This window comes from Clostridium gallinarum (assembly GCF_014836325.1).
Taxonomy (GTDB): Bacteria; Bacillota; Clostridia; order Clostridiales; family Clostridiaceae; genus Clostridium; species Clostridium gallinarum.
Genome location: NZ_JACSQZ010000016.1, coordinates 21,659 through 37,957 on the forward strand (window position 1 = coordinate 21,659; position 16,299 = coordinate 37,957).

Here is a 16,299-nt window from a genome sequence, read left to right on the forward strand (position 1 = left end):
ATTAGCCTTATGTGGCAGAAGGAGATTATTATGAGAGATTTAAATAAATATAAAGGAGTAATTCCTGCATTTTATGCATGTTATGATGATAATGGAGAAATAAGCCCAGAAAGAGTAAGAGAGCTTACAGAATTCCATATAAAAAAAGGTGTTAAAGGTATTTATGTAAATGGATCTTCAGGAGAGTGTATTTATTTAAGTGTAGAAGAAAGAAAGCTTGTTCTTGAAAATGTAATGGCAGTTGGAAAAGGAAAGCTTACTGTAATTGCCCATGTTGCATGTAATAATACAAAGGATAGTGTAGAACTTGCAAAACATGCAGAAAGCTTAGGGGTAGATGCTATTGCAGCAATTCCACCAATATATTTTAGACTTCCTGAATATGCAATTGCAGATTATTGGAATGCTATGAGTAATGCAGCTCCTAATACAGATTTTATAATATACAATATCCCACAACTTGCAGGTGTTGCTTTAACACAAGGACTTTATGCAGAAATGCGTAAGAATCCTAGAGTAATTGGAGTTAAGAATTCATCTATGCCAGTACAGGATATTCAAATGTTCTGCGCAGCTGGTGGAGAAGATTATATTGTATTTAATGGTCCAGATGAACAATTTATTAGTGGACGTGCTATTGGTGCAGAAGGTGGTATTGGTGGTACATATGGAGCTATGCCAGAATTATTCTTAAAGTTAAATGATTTTGTAATTGAAAATAGAATGGAAGAAGCTAAAAAGCTTCAATATGATATTAATGAAATTATATACAAAATGTGTTCATGCCATGGAAATATGTATGGAGTAATTAAAGCAATCCTTCGTATTAATGAGAATTTAAATATAGGAAGTGTAAGAGAACCTTTAGCAGCTTTAGTTGAAGAAGATATGGAAGTTGTAAAAGAAGCTGCTACTATGATTAAAAATGCTATTAAAAAATATTGTTAATATAAATACTCAGAAGAGGTGAAAATGTGAAAAACTATGTAAGTATTGATATTGGAGGAACTGCAATAAAATACGGAGTCATTTCTGAAGATGGAATAATATTAATAAAAGATAAAATGGATACAGAGGCACATAAGGGTGGCCCTGAAATTTTAAATAAAGTCTTTAAAATTATAGAAAACTATTTAGAAAAATATAAGATAGAAGGAATTTGCATTTCAACAGCAGGAATGGTTGATACTGAAAAAGGAGAGATATTTTATGCTTCCTCTTTAATTCCAAATTATATAGGAACAAAATTCAAAGAAGAGATAGAAGGAAAATATGGAGTACCTTGTGAAGTTGAAAATGATGTTAAATGTGCAGGGCTAGCAGAAAGAATTTCAGGAGCAGCTATTGATAGTAAAGTAACATTATGCCTTACTATAGGTACTGGAATTGGTGGATGTATTCTTATTGATGACAAAGTATTTCATGGTTTTAGTAATAGTGCCTGTGAAATAGGATATATGAAGATGTTTGATAGTGATTTTCAAACACTAGGAGCAACTAGTATTTTAACAAAAAAAGTTTCAGAGAGAAAACAAGAATCAATAGAAATATGGGACGGATATCATATATTTGAAGAAGCTAAAAAAGGTGATGATATATGTATAGAAGCTATTGATGAGATGGTAGATATAATTGGTCTTGGAGTTGCTAACTTATGTTATGTAATTAATCCAGAAGTAGTTGTACTAGGTGGAGGAATTATGGCTCAAGATACTTATTTAAAGCCTAGAATAGAAAAAGCTCTAAAAAAATACCTTTTACCAAGTATTTATGAAAAAACAAGATTAGAATTTGCAAAGCATAAAAATGACGCAGGAATGCTAGGTGCATTCTATAACTTTAAAAATAAACATGAATAAAAATATATTTTAAATGGATAGGAAAGTATAAAAAATTATATCTTATTATTAACTTTTTATACTTTCCTTCCTTAAGTTTTTAAGTGTTAAAGTATCATAGCAAGGTGACTTGGAGCGCATGAGACGGAACCTGGATATGATACTTTAACACTTTTTTAAATTTTTTCTATTTTAAGCATATTAGTTCCACCAGTAGTAGCACTTGGCATGCCTGCGGCAACTATTATGTCGTCGCCTTTCTCAGCGATAGATAAATTAGTTGCAACCTTCTTTGCCTCAAATAATATTTCATCAGTTGTTGTAAATACTTCACATTTAGTAGGGAATATACCGAAATTAAGATTTAATCCTCTTCGTACTTCATCATAAGGAGTTATAGCAATAATAGGGCACTTAGGTCTATATTTAGATATAAGTTTAGCTGTAGCTCCACTATTAGTAGCTGCAACAACAGCTTTTGAATGTAATAAAGTAGAACTTCTGCAAGCAGAATAGCTAATAGCTTCTGAGAATGAAGTTAGTGAAGGCTCTTTTAATCTTTTATTTAAGTAGTTATAATCTAAATTTGCTTCCGTTTCAATTGATATACGAGACATCATTTCAGCAGCTTCTATAGGATAACTTCCACTAGCACTTTCACCACTTAACATAATTGCATCAGTTCCATCAAAAATAGCATTACATATATCACAAGCTTCTGCTCTAGTAGGAAGGGAATTTCTTATCATAGAATCTAGCATTTGAGTTGCTGTAATTACTATTTTTCCAGCTTCATTACATTTTCTTATTATGTTCTTTTGAATTATTGGAACTTTTTCAATAGGAATTTCAACTCCCATATCACCTCGAGCTACCATTATTCCATCAGAGGCCTCGATTATTTCATCTATATTGTCTACACCTTCTTGGTTTTCGATTTTAGCTATAATTTGAATATAATCTCCACCATGCTGTTTGAGTACATCTCTTACATCTTGTATATCAGAAGCTTTTCTAATAAAAGAGGCAGCTACAAAATCTATTTCATTTTCACAACCAAAAATTAAATCTTCTTTATCTTTTTCTGTAATTGAAGGTAAATGTATTTTAACATTAGGAACATTAACTCCCTTATGATTTTTAATAGTCCCACCAACAGTAACTATACATTTAATTTCTTTATCTACAATTTCTTTGATTTTAAATTTTAAAAGCCCATCATCAACTAAAATTTCTCCACCTGGCTTTACATCTTTATATAATTCTTTATAGGAAACAGTACATTTTTTATTATCTCCTAAAATTTCATCATCACAAATAAAAGAAAATTCATCATTTTCATGAAGTTCTACTCCGTCATTAATAAAGTTATGAGTTCTAATTTTAGGTCCTTTTATGTCAAGAATAATTGCTGTTGGGGAATTTAAATCATCTCGTACTTTTTTGATAAGATCTATTTTTTCTTTATGAGTTTCATGTGTTCCATGAGAAAAGTTTAATCTTGCAGCACTCATTCCAATTTGGATAAACTTTCTTAGAACTTCTTCTGTATCGCTTGCAGGGCCTATGGTAAAGATCATTTTTGTTTTTTGCATAACATCACCTCAAATTAAATATTATGAATATTGTGAATAATTATAATAAAAAAATAAAATTTAAGTATTATATATACTATGATATACTTATTTCATAATATAATTCTAACATAATTTAGCATGAGAGGAGAGAATAAAATGAATATTTTACAAAATTTAGAACCTAAAAAGGTTTTTCAATATTTCGAGGAAATTTCTCAAATACCAAGAGGATCAGGAAATGAAAAAGCTATAAGTGATTATTTAGTAGGTGTAGCTAAGAAGCTTAACTTAGAAGTGCATCAAGATGAAGCTTTAAATGTAATTATTAAAAAGCCAGGAACAGAAGGATATGAAAACTCTACAACTGTTATCCTTCAAGGACATATGGATATGGTTTGTGAAAAAAATAAAGGAACAGACCATGATTTTGAAAAAGATCCATTAAAATTAAGAGTTATAGATGACATGGTATATGCAACAGATACAACACTTGGAGCTGATAATGGTATTGCAGTTGCTTATGCATTAGCAATATTAGATTCAACAGATATTCCACATCCACCATTAGAAGTATTAATTACTACAGATGAAGAAACAGGAATGTCAGGTGCAATGGCAGTTTCTAAAGAAAATATAAATGGTAAAATTCTTTTAAATTTAGATAATGAAGAAGAAGGTCATTTATTAGTAAGTTGTGCTGGTGGTATTAGAAGTAAGCATACATTAAAGGTTAATTTAGAGGAAATAGGAGACTACAATAACTTTTTACATATTGCAGTAAGAGGATTAAAGGGTGGTCACTCAGGAATGGAAATTAATAAAGAAAGAGGAAATTCTAATAAAATAATGGGTAGAATTTTAAAATCTTTATTATCTTCTGTAGATTATAAATTAGCATCATTAAACGGTGGATCCAAAAATAATGCTATACCAAGAGAAGCAGATGCTATAATTGCTCTTAAAGCAAGTGATGTAGAAAAGGCTAAGGAAATAATTAATTCATGGAATCCAGTTTTATTAAATGAATTAAAGGCACAAGATCCAGGTGTTAAAGTTTCTATTCTTGAAAATACTGAAAAGGTAGAAAAAGTATTTACAAAGGGAGATACTGAAAAGACTGTTAATTTACTTTACTTAATACCAAATGGAATTAACACAAATAGTGTTGAAATAGAAGACTTAGTTGAAAGCTCAACTAACTTAGGTGTAGTTACAACAGTTGGAGATAAGGTTGAATTTGATAGTGCTATAAGAAGTTCTATTGCATCATTAAAGGATGAAATAGTATTAAGAAGCAAAACAGTAGCAGATTTAATTGGAGCAGAGTTTGCAACTACAGCTAGCTATCCAGAATGGCAATATGATAGTGAATCAAAGGTAAGAGGAATTTGCCAAGATGTTTATAAGAGAATGTATGGAAAAGATGCTAAAATAGTAGCTATACATGCAGGAGTTGAGTGTGGATTATTTAATGAAAGATTAGGAAAGCTTGATATGATAAGCTTTGGACCAAATCTTTATGATGTTCATACACCACAAGAACATATGAGTATTTCATCAGTTAAAAATGTTTGGGATTACTTATTAGAAGTATTAAAAGAACTTAAATAAGTTTAGATAATATTTTATATGAATTAAAAAATCGATGACTATAAAAAGTCGTCGATTTTTTTTTGAAAAATTGTTTTACATAATGAATATTGTAAGGAAATCTAGAATATATATAAAGTATGAAAGAGGGGGAGGATAAAGTGAAATACACAAAATATCAATACAAAAAGAAAAATAAAGGAATAAAACTATTAACTTCCTTGTTAATGACAACACTTGCAGCAATAGCAATTGGAATATTTGCAGCATGGTTTTTATTAAAGTTTATTCCAAATATCGATGCTTTAGGAAAAATAAATAACAAACCTCAATCAGAAGAAAATAACAATAGTGGAAGTACAGAAGTTGTAGATTTAGAAAATTTTGCTTTAATTCAATGTGGATATTTTTCTAAAGAAGAAAATGCAAAGCAGATATTAAATAAAATAGATAGTGAATTTAATCCTTTTATTGCAGAAGATTCTGAAGGGAAATATAGAGTTATTGCAGGAATAACTACAGAGGAAAATAGCTATGAAATTGTTGAAAAGTTAAAGGCAAGTGGAGTAGAAACAGCCAAAATAAAAATTAATTTAAATAAAAATGATGAAGTTCAAAATCAAATAACTGCAATTACAAATGGATATTTAGAAATATTAAATACAGTTAATGAAGAAGAAGTTAAAGAAATAAACACTTCTGACTTTAAAAGCTGGGTAAATGAATTAAAGGAAATTACAGAAGGGGATAAATTGGAAGTATTGGGAGAATATAAAGCACATATAAGTGAATTACCAGAAGTTGTAGATAAAACAATTACGGTGTCGGAATTAGAGTATATTTATTCCATATTAAATAAAATTCAAAGTTAAAATAACGTTATAAGGGTAAATATAACAAAAGTATTACAAATAAATAAAAATTGAATAAAGAAGGGCAAAGCTACTTGTTTCAAAGCTTATATAGTGATAAACTATATTAGATATAAGATAGGGACAATTATCTTTGTCTTTATTTTTGGTTTTAAAGATGCCAATTTTGTCAATGCTATAAAAATATATAAAAGTAGGATGTGATAGGTTTGAAATATGTTTTAGCATCGTCATCAGAGAGACGTCAAGAACTATTACATAGAATAATTAGCGACTTTAAAGTAGAAGTTAGTAACTTTGATGAAAGTACTGTATCATTTAATGGAAACATAGAAGAATATGTAATTAATTTAGCGAAAGGTAAGGCCATTGCTGTTAGGGATAGTCTTAATGAAGAAGCTATAATTATTGCAGGTGATACTGTAGTCGTATTGGAAAATGAAATTTTAGGAAAACCTAAAAATGAAGAAGATGCATATAGGATGCTGAAAGAATTAAGTGGAAAAGCTCATAGAGTTTATTCAGGTATAGTAGTGATTAATATGTATAATAATAAGATAGAAGAGGCTGCTTTACATACTGAAGTTAAAATAAGCACCTTAACAGATAAGGAAATATTAAGTTACATAAAAACTGGGGAGCCACTTGATAAGGCAGGAGCCTATGGAATACAAGGCTATGGTGGTGTTTTCGTAGAAGAAATACATGGATGTTACTACAATGTTGTAGGATTACCATTAAATCTTCTAAATAAAATATTAAATAAGGTTAGGGATTAGGATTTTGGGGTATATTTATAAATAAATTACTATTTGAGGTGTTTATTTATGAATAATAGCATAAAAGTTATAGATATTCCAGAAGAAGAGAGGCCAATTGAAAAATTGCTCATGAATGGTCCTGAAACCTTAAGTAACGCAGAACTTCTTGCAATAATTTTAAGAACTGGTACTAGAGGAGAAAATATTATCTCATTAAGTACTAGAATTTTATCAGAATTTAATGGACTAGATGGTCTATTAGAAGCTGGTTTAAATGAAATTACCAGTATTAAAGGAATTAAAAATATCAAAGCAAGTCAGATAATGGCTATAGGTGAGCTTGTTAGAAGAATCAATATGTTAAACTTAGTTAAAGAAAGAAAAAGTATTGTTTCTCCAAGTGATATAGCAGAAGTTGTAATGAAAGAGATGGTATTTTTAAAACAAGAAGTACTTAAGTTAATAATGCTAGATACAAAAAATAATATAGTAGGAATAAAAGATGTTTTTAAAGGAAGTTTAAATACATCGATAGTACATCCTAGAGAAATCTTTAAAGAAGCTTTAAAGAAAAGTAGTTCTAGTATAATTATTTGTCATAATCATCCTTCAGGAGATCCTACGCCAAGTAAGGAAGATATAAATATAACAATTAGACTAAAAGAATGTGGTAAGATAATGGGCATTGATTTATTAGACCATTTAATAATAGGAAAAAATAAATATATTAGTTTAAAAGAAAAAGGAATAATATAAGCGAAAGGGGAATTCATATGGGATTTTTCAGCAGTAATAAAGACATGGGAATAGATTTAGGAACAGCAAATACGCTTGTTTTTGTTAAAGGTAAAGGAGTAGTATTAAGTGAACCTTCAGTAGTTGCAATAAATAGTGTAACAAGAAAGCCACTTGCAGTAGGGGCAGAAGCTAAACTTATGATAGGAAGAACTCCTGGAAATATAGTTGCTATTAGACCTTTAAAAGATGGTGTTATAGCTGATTTTGATGTAGCTCAAACAATGCTTAAAAAATTAATAGAAAAAGTAACTAGCAAGAGTGCTTTTACTAGCCCAAGAATAATAGTTTGTTATCCATCAGGAGTAACAGAAGTTGAAAGAAGAGCTATAGAAGAAGCAGCAAAATTTGCAGGAGCTAGAGATGTTGTTTTAATGGAAGAACCAATGGCAGCAGCAATCGGAGCAGGACTTCCAGTTGGAGAACCTACAGGTAGCATGATAGTTGATATCGGTGGAGGTACAACAGAAGTAGCTATAATTTCTTTAGGAGGAATAGTTACTAGTAAGTCATTAAGAGTAGCTGGAGATGAATTAGATCAGTCTATAATAGCTTATATTAAAAAAGAATTTAATCTAATGATTGGTGAAAGAACAGCAGAGCAAGTTAAAATGGAATTAGGTTCAGCATATAAAGTTGATGATGAAGTAAGAGAAATGGACATAAAAGGAAGAGATATGATAACAGGTCTTCCTAAGACAGTAAAGGTTACTGAAGATCAAATAAGAGAAGCTTTAAAGGAACCAGTATATGCAATAATTGAATCTATAAAGACTACTTTAGAAAAGACACCACCTGAATTAGCAGCAGATATAATGGAAAAAGGAATAATGTTAGCTGGTGGCGGAGCATTACTAAGAGGATTAGATGCACTAATTAATCATGAAACAAATATGCCTGTACATATAGCAGAATCACCATTAGATTGTGTTGTATTAGGAGCAGGTAAGGCATTAGATAACTTTGATGAGTTAAGCAGAACTCAAAGAGGTCAATAATGAAGCTTCGTAAGAATAAACTGGCAGCTACTGTAATAGTGCTGTCAGTTGCCTTTTTAGGCATAATTATTTATACGATTAATAATGAACAAAAAAGTGCAATTTCAAGTGGTGTTGGTAGTGCTATAAATCCATTACAAAAAGTAGTATATTCTATAAATAATAAAATAAAGGGGAGCTTAGATTTTTTCTTGAATTTTTCTAAAATAAAAGAAGAAAATAAGGAATTAACTAAAGAAAATATAGAATTAAAGAATAAACTTTTAGAGTATGATAAATTTAAAGAAGAAAATGAAAGATTAAGAGAAGTTTTAAATTTTAAAAACTCTAAAAACAATTATAGTTATATAGGTTGCGAGATAATTGGTTATAGTGGGGAAAGTTTTTCTGATGGATATATTATAGATAAAGGTGAAAATGATGGATTAAAAAAAGATATGATAGTTATTTCTGATAAGGGATTAGTTGGACAGGTTACCAGTACAGGGACTAATTGGGCTATAGTGGAAAGTTTATTAAATGAAAATATAGCTGTTTCTGTTATGGTTGATAGTACAAGAGAAACTACTGGAATTTTAAAAGGATATGTTACTCGTACCAATTCTGGTTTAACAAAGCTTACTAATTTACCATTGGATTCAGAGATTAAGGAAGGGGATGTAATTCTTACATCAGGACTTGGTCAAATATATCCCAAGGAAATTAGAGTAGGTGAAGTTATTTCAGTGGAAACAGATGAAATAAAAGTTATGAAAACAGCTATAGTAAAACCTTATGTTGATTTTGATAAACTAGAAGAGTTATTCGTAGTAATACCAAATGAAACAAGAGAAATAAAATATGAAAATTAGAGGTTAGTGTATGAAAAAGTGGGTTTTGATTTTAATTTCAGTAGTACTCTTAATTCTTGATAATTCTCTTATGCCATTTTTAGCTATTAGAGGAGCTTTTCCAAGTTTACTTTTTACATTTGCAATAGCTTGTTCAATCGTTAGTGGAAGAAAGGAAGCAGTAACTATTGGAGTTATATCTGGATTATTGCAAGATATATATTTCTATGAAGGATTTGGAATTAACTCTTTAACTAATATGTTAATATGCTTACTTGCAGCCATTATAGGTGAAAATATATATAGAGAAAAGAAGCTTATTCCTGTAATATCTATGTTTTTTTTATATGTATTAAAAGTAATTTCAATATACTTAATATTAAAAATAGCAAATAAAACAATAAATATTCATATAGGAATATATGCTTCACTTTATAGTACTTTAATAATGTTCTTTGGGTATAATTTTGTTTTAAGGCTTTATGATAAAAAATATAAGAATAGATCATGGAGGTTTAAATGATAGTAAATAAACCGAAAAAGAAAAAGAAAATTTCTAGATATGCTGTTTTAAATATATTAATGATAGCTCTTTTTGCTACTTTTATTACAAAATTAGTATATCTTCAAATTTATAAACATGAAAATTATAAGGAAAAAGCAGATATTAGTTCTACAAGACTTATTTCAGAAGATGCACCTAGAGGGAAAATTTATGACAGTGAAGGTAATATTTTAGCTACTAATATTCAAACATATACATTAACATATACTAAACCTAGTGATGATAGTGAAAACTTTTATGAAACTATGGAGAAAGTATTTAAGATTCTTTCGGAAAATGGAGAGACCTTTGAAGATGATTTAATGATTAAAATAGATAGTAACGGAAAATTCTATTTTGATTTTAAAACAGATGATGCAGATACTAAAAAAATAGTAGAAATCAGATTTAAAAGAGATAGAGGACTAAATGAAGAAATAGAAAAAGAACTTTTTGATAGTGAAAAAACTGATTTTACAGATGAAGAAACTGAACAAGTTAATCAAGAATTATTAAAAATATCTGCAGAAGAAACTTTCTATAAGCTTATAAAGTCTTATAGTCTTCAAGAACTTGTAAATCCTACTCCTGTTCAAGAAGAAGGAGAAAGCAATAAGGAATATAATGCAAGATTAGAGGCTTATAATGATAAATATGAAGAGTTATCTGGTAAAGAAATATTAGATGAAATTTTAACTAAGTATTCTCTTCAAGATGTTAGAAAATTTTTAGTTGTTAAAGATGCAATAAAGATGCAAAGTTTTAAAGGTTATAGAGCTGTAAAAATTGCATCAAATATAAAAAATGATACAGCAGGGATTGTATATCAAAAATTAAATGATTTGCCAGGGATAGATGTAACTATAGAACCAATTAGAATCTATCCATATAATAGTTTAGCTTCAGGAGTAATAGGATATTTATCTTCTATTGATTCCTCTAAGGAAGACAATTATGAATTAAGAGGATATGATGTATCTTCTGATTTAATTGGTGTTGCAGGTATAGAATCTGCGTTTGAAGATCAGTTAAGAGGTACTAAGGGTGGAACAACTGTTAAAGTTAACTCTAAAGGAAGAGTTACAGAAGAGTTATTTAAGTTAGATTCGTATCCAGGAAATAATGTACATTTAACTATAAATAAAGATGTTCAATATGCTGCAGAACAAGCAATGGAAGATACTATGGAACGTATAAAAAGTATAGCTCCAAATGCTACAAGAGGTGCTGTAGTAGCTATTGAAGCTAAAACAGGTAGAATAGTAGCAATGGTTAGTTATCCAGGATATGATCCTAATGTATTCTCTGTTCCAGGATTACTTACTGATGAATTATCTCAAGAATATTTTAATCCTGATATAAGTAGTTATGCAGAGGAGTATATAAAAAGAACAGGAGCTACAGGAGGAATAGATTACTTATTTCCTGTAGATGAGGATACAGGGGAAAGAGAAGATAAGTTTGATACTTATCCAAAAAGATTTTTTAACTATGCGACTCAGGGTTTACTTCCAGCAGGGTCTACATTTAAACCACTTACATCAATTGCAGGTTTAATGGAAGGTGTAGTTACAACATCAGAAGTTATGAATGATACTAATGGTACATGGAGCAAAGAAGATTTACCTGGACTTATATTAAAAAACTTCGAAGGTGTACCTAATGGACTTACTGACTTAAGGAAAGCTCTACAAGTTTCCTCAAACTATTATTTCTATGAATTAGGATATAGACTTTGGAAGAGTAATGGAGAGAATATTGAAGCATTAGATACTCTTGCAGAATATGCATGGAAGTTTGGACTTGGAGTAGATCCTGACAAACAAAATTCAATTAGCTTATCTACAGGAATACAAATTGAAGAAAACTTTGGGCAAGTTTATAATTTTACATCATGGAAAAAGCAAATATTGGATACTCCAATGTATGAAATAGTAGATGCATTGAACCAAGGTATTTATTATAGTTATTCCTTTGTTCCACTTAATATAAGTGATAGTGATGATGATTCAGAGGAATTAAAAGAAGCAAAAACAGCTTTAAAAACTTATATGAAGGAAACTTTAGAAAAAGTAGGTACTGATGAAGAAGTTAGTGATACTACTAAATATGCAGAGAGTTTAGTTCCATATATAAAGAAAGTTATGGATTTATCTGATGAATTTAAAGCTTCAGTAGTTTCGATATCTCAAAAAAGAACTGTTGATATAGATGAAGAAGCGGGGATTATATCAGATGCAATAGCATATTACATTATTAGTAATGTAACAGTTCAAATTAAAACTCCCGGACAACTTATATCAAGTGCTATTGGTCAAGGTATGAATAATTTTACACCAGTACAAATAGCAAATTATGTGGCAACTCTTGCTAATGGAGGAGTTAGATATAAACTTACTCTTGTTGATAAAATTACATCACCAACAGGGGAAGTAATAAAAGAATATACTCCAGAAGTAGTCGATACAATAGATATACCAGAAGAATACTTACAAGCTGTTAAGGATGGAATGTATAGAGTTAATACAAGTTCTAGTAATGGAACAGCTTATACAAGTTTTGCTAATTTCCCAATTAAAGTTGGAGGTAAAACAGGTACAGCTGACTTTAGTACTGATGAAAATTATGTAATTCAAGGAAGACTAGCATATGGTAACTATATTAGTATGGCTCCATTAGATGACCCGGAATTAGTTATATTCTCAACTATTTATGATGGTAAAAGAGGTAGTGAAGGTGCAACTATTCACAAGGCTATATATGAAGCATATTTCAAAGAAAGATTATTAGAAATAGATCCTTCTTATGCTTCTAAATCAGAATCTTTTAGAAAATATGTTTTAGAATCACCTCTTAAAGATAATAAAGAAGGTGCTGAAACAGAAGAGACTACTGAAAGTAGTGAAAATACAGAAAACAATACGGAAAATACAAATTCTAATAACTAAAAAGCTGAGTTTACTCAGCTTTTTTTATAATTTTCATCATTCAGTTTTTAAGTATTAAAATATCATAACAAGATGAGTTAGAGCTTTATATGAAATTTAGATATGATATCTTAATACTTTTTTATTATTTTAATAAAAATAATGGATATTTTTATTCTTTTTTTAATTTAATACAAAATTAAGTTGTTAAATTATATAATATAATTGTATAATTGTAAGTATGTAATAATATTAATAATAAGTTATTGTGATAATTGGTGGAGGGTGGCCAATGAAAGTACATAGTATACAAATAAGGGGTACTAAAGAAGGTATTAATGCGACTATAGATATGGAGAAATTTGATAGTTTTCAAGATATGTTAGATGCATTAGTTAAAAAACTATCAGTTGGTAAGAGTTTTTATAAAGGCGCATCCCTTAAAATTGAAACAAATTTAAATTTATTAAAAGAAGAAGATGCAGAAAAATTAAAAGATGCTTTATTTGAAAATATACAAGTAAAGGATTGTATATTTGAAGAAATAAAAAAAGATGAATCTAATGAAAAAAAAGAAAATAAAGAAAACAAAGAAAATAAGATGTTCACTGGTATTTATGAAGGAAAAACAAAGTTTATTAAAAAAACTATAAGAAGTGGGCAACAAATAAAATATTATGGTAACATAGTAATAGTTGGAGATATAAATCACGGTGCAGAAGTATATGCAGGAGGCAATATAGTTGTTTTAGGAACTATAAAAGGACAAGTTCATGCAGGAGTTAGTGGAAATAAAAAAGCTATAATTTCAGCTTTTAATCTACAACCAGAAATATTGCAAATTGCAGATATAGTCACTATTGCTCCTGAGGATGGAGTTAAACCATCTTATCCGGAATTAGCAAAAATTAAAGATAATACTATTGTTGTAGAACCATATTTACCAAAGAAATATATATAGTGTTGGAGGGAGAATAAAATGGGAATTTCTATAGTAATTACATCAGGAAAAGGTGGGGTTGGTAAAACAACAACTACTGCTAACATAGGTACAGCATTAGCAGCATTAAATAAGAGGGTTGTAGTTGTAGATGGAGATACTGGTCTTAGAAACTTAGATGTATTAATGGGACTTGAGAATAGAATAGTTTATACAATTTCAGATGTTATTGAAAATAGATGCAGATTAAAGCAAGCTTTAATTAAGGATAAAAGATATCAAAATCTTTGCCTTTTACCAACTGCTCAAACAAAGGATAAAGATGATATAAGACCTCAAGATATGTTAAAAATAGTAAATCAATTAAAAGAGGACTTTGATTATGTAATAATAGACTGTCCAGCTGGTATTGAACAAGGATTTGAAAACTCTGTAGTGGGAGCTGATAAGGCAGTTGTGGTTGTTAATCCAGAAATTACTTCAGTTAGAGATGCAGATAGAGTTATTGGAAAGCTAGATGCTAAGGGGTTAGACGATCATTCAGTAATCATAAATAGATTAAACTATGAAATGACTCAAAGAGGAGACATGTTAGATGTACCTGACATAATCGAAACTTTATCAATAGAATTATTGGGGGTAGTTCCAGACGATAGAAATATTACAGTTTCAACTAATAAGGGAGAGCCTATAGTTTTAGATGAAAAATCAATGTCTGGACAAGCTTTTAGAAATATAGCTAGAAGATTAACAGGGGAAGAAGTGCCTTTACTTGATTTAAAGACAGAGGGAGAAGGATTCTTCGCATCATTAAAAAGACTATTCAAACGTTAAAGGGGGAGTGAGAGGTGGACTTTTTTAGAAAATTTTCAAATAAGCCAACACCGAAAGATGTTGCAAAAGATAGACTAAAGCTAATATTAATACATGATAGAGGGGATTTGCCTCACGAAACCCTTGAAAAGATAAGAATGGAAATATTAGAAGTATTATCAAAGTATATAGAAATTAATGCAGAAGATGTTGAAATTGCAGTAAGCAAAAGTGAAAATGTAGATGGTAATAATCCAGCTTTAGTTGCAAATATTCCGATAAAGAATATTAAAAACTAAATAATTTGAATTTAAAACTCCTACGGGGGTTTTTTCTTTTGAGTGAAATTATATCGAAATTAATTAATAAATTCTTAAATTTTAGCTTTTTATTAGATATGTTATAGAGAAATACTTTATTTTTGGATATAATAAATCTAGGTTGAAAGATGGAGGTGAAATACAAAAGATGATAAGATTATCAAAGTTTAGAATAGACTTTAAAAAGCTAAAGGAAATAGATAAGGTGATATTATTCTCGATGATTTCTTTGATGATATTTGGAATAATAAATATTTATTTAGCAAGTTCAGCTGAGTATGGAACACTGTTTTTAAAAAGACAATCTATATGGTTTGTTGTTTGCCTAGTTGCGTTATATTTTATGCTAGCAATTGATTACACATTATTAAAATCCTATACTCCTTTATTTTATTGGGGGTCTATAGTATTACTTATAGTTACAATGTTTATAGGAACTGATATAAATGGAGCTAGAGGATGGATAAGACTTGGACCATTATCTTTTCAACCAGCAGAGTTAGCAAAGATAGCAACAATAATGATGTTAGGTAAAACACTAGAAGAAATGAATGGAACTATAAATGATTTGAAAAACTTCTTTACTATGGCATTTTATTCTGCTGTGCCAGCTGTATTTATAGTAATTCAACCAGATATGGGAATGACTATGGTTCTATTTTTTATAGTAGTAGGAATCTTTTTTATAGCTGGACTAGATTTAAGAATAATAGGTGGAGGATTATTATCTTTACTTTTAATTATTGTAATAGTTTGGAATTCGGGGTTGATACAAGATTATCAAAAAACAAGAATAACTTCATTTATGAATCCTGAGTCAGATACATCTCAGTCTGGATACCAACTAAGACAATCGTTAATTAGTATAGGTAATGGAGGAACTTTTGGACTACAAGGAAATACTATAACTAAAGAAAATTCTGTTGGTTATGCTGCACAATATGTTCCAGAGGTTCAAACTGACTTTATTTTTGCTAGTATAGCTGAACAATGGGGATTAGCTGGAGCAATTTTCTTATTTGTACTTTACGGATTATTAATATCAAGAATGATAGCAATTGGAAGGACGGCTAAAGACACATTTGGATCAATCATTTGTGTTGGATTAGTAGCATATTTTCTATTTGCTTTATTACAGAATATAGGAATGACTATTGGACTTATGCCAATTACAGGTATAACTTTACCACTTCTTAGTTATGGAGGTAGTTCATTACTTACTACAGTAATGTCAATAGGCTTAGCCTTAAATGTAGGAATGAGAAGAAAAAAGATATATTTCTAGTAAATGTATGATGTAAAATGAATAATGTAGAATTAATGATGTAATTTGTACCAAATTACTAAAAATACATATAAAGAAAAATCTGCTGTTTTAAAACTGCAGATTTTTCTTTTTTTAACGCATAGGAAAGTATAAAAAGTTATGCCTTATTATTAACTATTTATACTTTCCTTCCTTCAGTTTGCAAAGAGATAAACATTGTATGACGG

At 29.4% G+C, this 16,299-nt stretch carries 15 protein-coding genes; 14 read left to right on the plus strand and 1 reads right to left on the minus strand.

Going from position 1 to position 16,299, the window contains the following annotated elements; genetic code table 11:
- Nucleotides 1–30 precede the first annotated feature (30 nt).
- Nucleotides 31–948 carry a dihydrodipicolinate synthase family protein gene (locus tag H9660_RS06305; protein WP_191749518.1) on the plus strand — a complete coding sequence of 306 codons (918 nt, stop codon included), beginning with the start codon at nt 31–33 and terminating at the stop codon, nt 946–948.
- A 26-nt stretch (nt 949–974) separates the two neighbouring features.
- Nucleotides 975–1,859 (plus strand): ROK family protein, encoded by an 885-nt coding sequence (locus H9660_RS06310; protein WP_191749519.1) that lies wholly within the window; start codon nt 975–977, stop codon nt 1,857–1,859.
- A 155-nt stretch (nt 1,860–2,014) separates the two neighbouring features.
- Here H9660_RS06310 and pyk read toward each other — a convergent pair whose 3' ends face one another.
- Nucleotides 2,015–3,433 (minus strand): pyruvate kinase, encoded by a 1,419-nt coding sequence (pyk, locus tag H9660_RS06315; RefSeq protein WP_191749520.1) that lies wholly within the window; start codon nt 3,431–3,433, stop codon nt 2,015–2,017.
- 138 nt (nt 3,434–3,571) lie between these two features.
- On the opposite strand from pyk, the gene H9660_RS06320 reads away from it, so the two are divergent.
- From H9660_RS06320 to rodA, 12 genes are all read left to right on the plus strand, one after another.
- Nucleotides 3,572–5,026: an aminoacyl-histidine dipeptidase gene (locus tag H9660_RS06320; protein ID WP_191749521.1), complete on the plus strand. Its 1,455-nt coding sequence runs from the start codon at nt 3,572–3,574 to the stop codon at nt 5,024–5,026.
- 140 nt (nt 5,027–5,166) lie between these two features.
- Nucleotides 5,167–5,877: an SPOR domain-containing protein gene (locus H9660_RS06325; RefSeq protein WP_191749522.1), complete on the plus strand. Its 711-nt coding sequence runs from the start codon at nt 5,167–5,169 to the stop codon at nt 5,875–5,877.
- Nucleotides 5,878–6,086: 209 nt separating this feature from the next.
- A complete protein-coding gene (locus tag H9660_RS06330; RefSeq protein ID WP_191749523.1) occupies nt 6,087–6,656 on the plus strand; it encodes a Maf-like protein in 570 nt (189 codons plus the stop codon).
- Between the two features lie 48 nt (nt 6,657–6,704).
- A complete protein-coding gene (gene radC / locus H9660_RS06335) occupies nt 6,705–7,394 on the plus strand; it encodes a RadC family protein (protein WP_191749524.1) in 690 nt (229 codons plus the stop codon).
- A gap of 17 nt (nt 7,395–7,411) precedes the next feature.
- On the plus strand, nt 7,412–8,431 hold the full coding sequence (locus tag H9660_RS06340; protein ID WP_191749525.1) for a rod shape-determining protein: 1,020 nt from the start codon (nt 7,412–7,414) through the stop codon (nt 8,429–8,431).
- Nucleotides 8,431–9,282: a rod shape-determining protein MreC gene (gene mreC, locus H9660_RS06345; RefSeq protein WP_191749526.1), complete on the plus strand. Its 852-nt coding sequence runs from the start codon at nt 8,431–8,433 to the stop codon at nt 9,280–9,282. Before H9660_RS06340 ends, mreC begins: the two co-directional genes overlap by 1 nt.
- 10 nt (nt 9,283–9,292) lie before the next feature.
- Nucleotides 9,293–9,784: a rod shape-determining protein MreD gene (gene mreD, locus H9660_RS06350; protein WP_191749527.1), complete on the plus strand. Its 492-nt coding sequence runs from the start codon at nt 9,293–9,295 to the stop codon at nt 9,782–9,784.
- Nucleotides 9,781–12,753, plus strand: a complete 2,973-nt coding sequence (locus H9660_RS06355; RefSeq protein WP_191749528.1) for a peptidoglycan D,D-transpeptidase FtsI family protein — start codon at nt 9,781–9,783, stop codon at nt 12,751–12,753. The genes mreD and H9660_RS06355 overlap by 4 nt, the downstream gene beginning before the upstream one ends.
- A gap of 271 nt (nt 12,754–13,024) precedes the next feature.
- The gene (gene minC, locus H9660_RS06360) at nt 13,025–13,693 is read left to right on the plus strand and encodes a septum site-determining protein MinC (protein ID WP_191749529.1); all 669 of its coding nucleotides are present in this window, start codon (nt 13,025–13,027) and stop codon (nt 13,691–13,693) included.
- An 18-nt stretch (nt 13,694–13,711) separates the two neighbouring features.
- Nucleotides 13,712–14,506 (plus strand): septum site-determining protein MinD, encoded by a 795-nt coding sequence (minD, locus tag H9660_RS06365; RefSeq protein ID WP_191749530.1) that lies wholly within the window; start codon nt 13,712–13,714, stop codon nt 14,504–14,506.
- 14 nt (nt 14,507–14,520) lie between these two features.
- Nucleotides 14,521–14,784, plus strand: coding sequence for a cell division topological specificity factor MinE (gene minE, locus H9660_RS06370; RefSeq protein ID WP_191749531.1), 264 nt, complete (start codon nt 14,521–14,523; stop codon nt 14,782–14,784).
- A gap of 169 nt (nt 14,785–14,953) precedes the next feature.
- On the plus strand, nt 14,954–16,090 hold the full coding sequence (gene rodA, locus H9660_RS06375; protein ID WP_191749532.1) for a rod shape-determining protein RodA: 1,137 nt from the start codon (nt 14,954–14,956) through the stop codon (nt 16,088–16,090).
- The last annotated feature ends 209 nt before the right edge of the window (nt 16,091–16,299 follow it).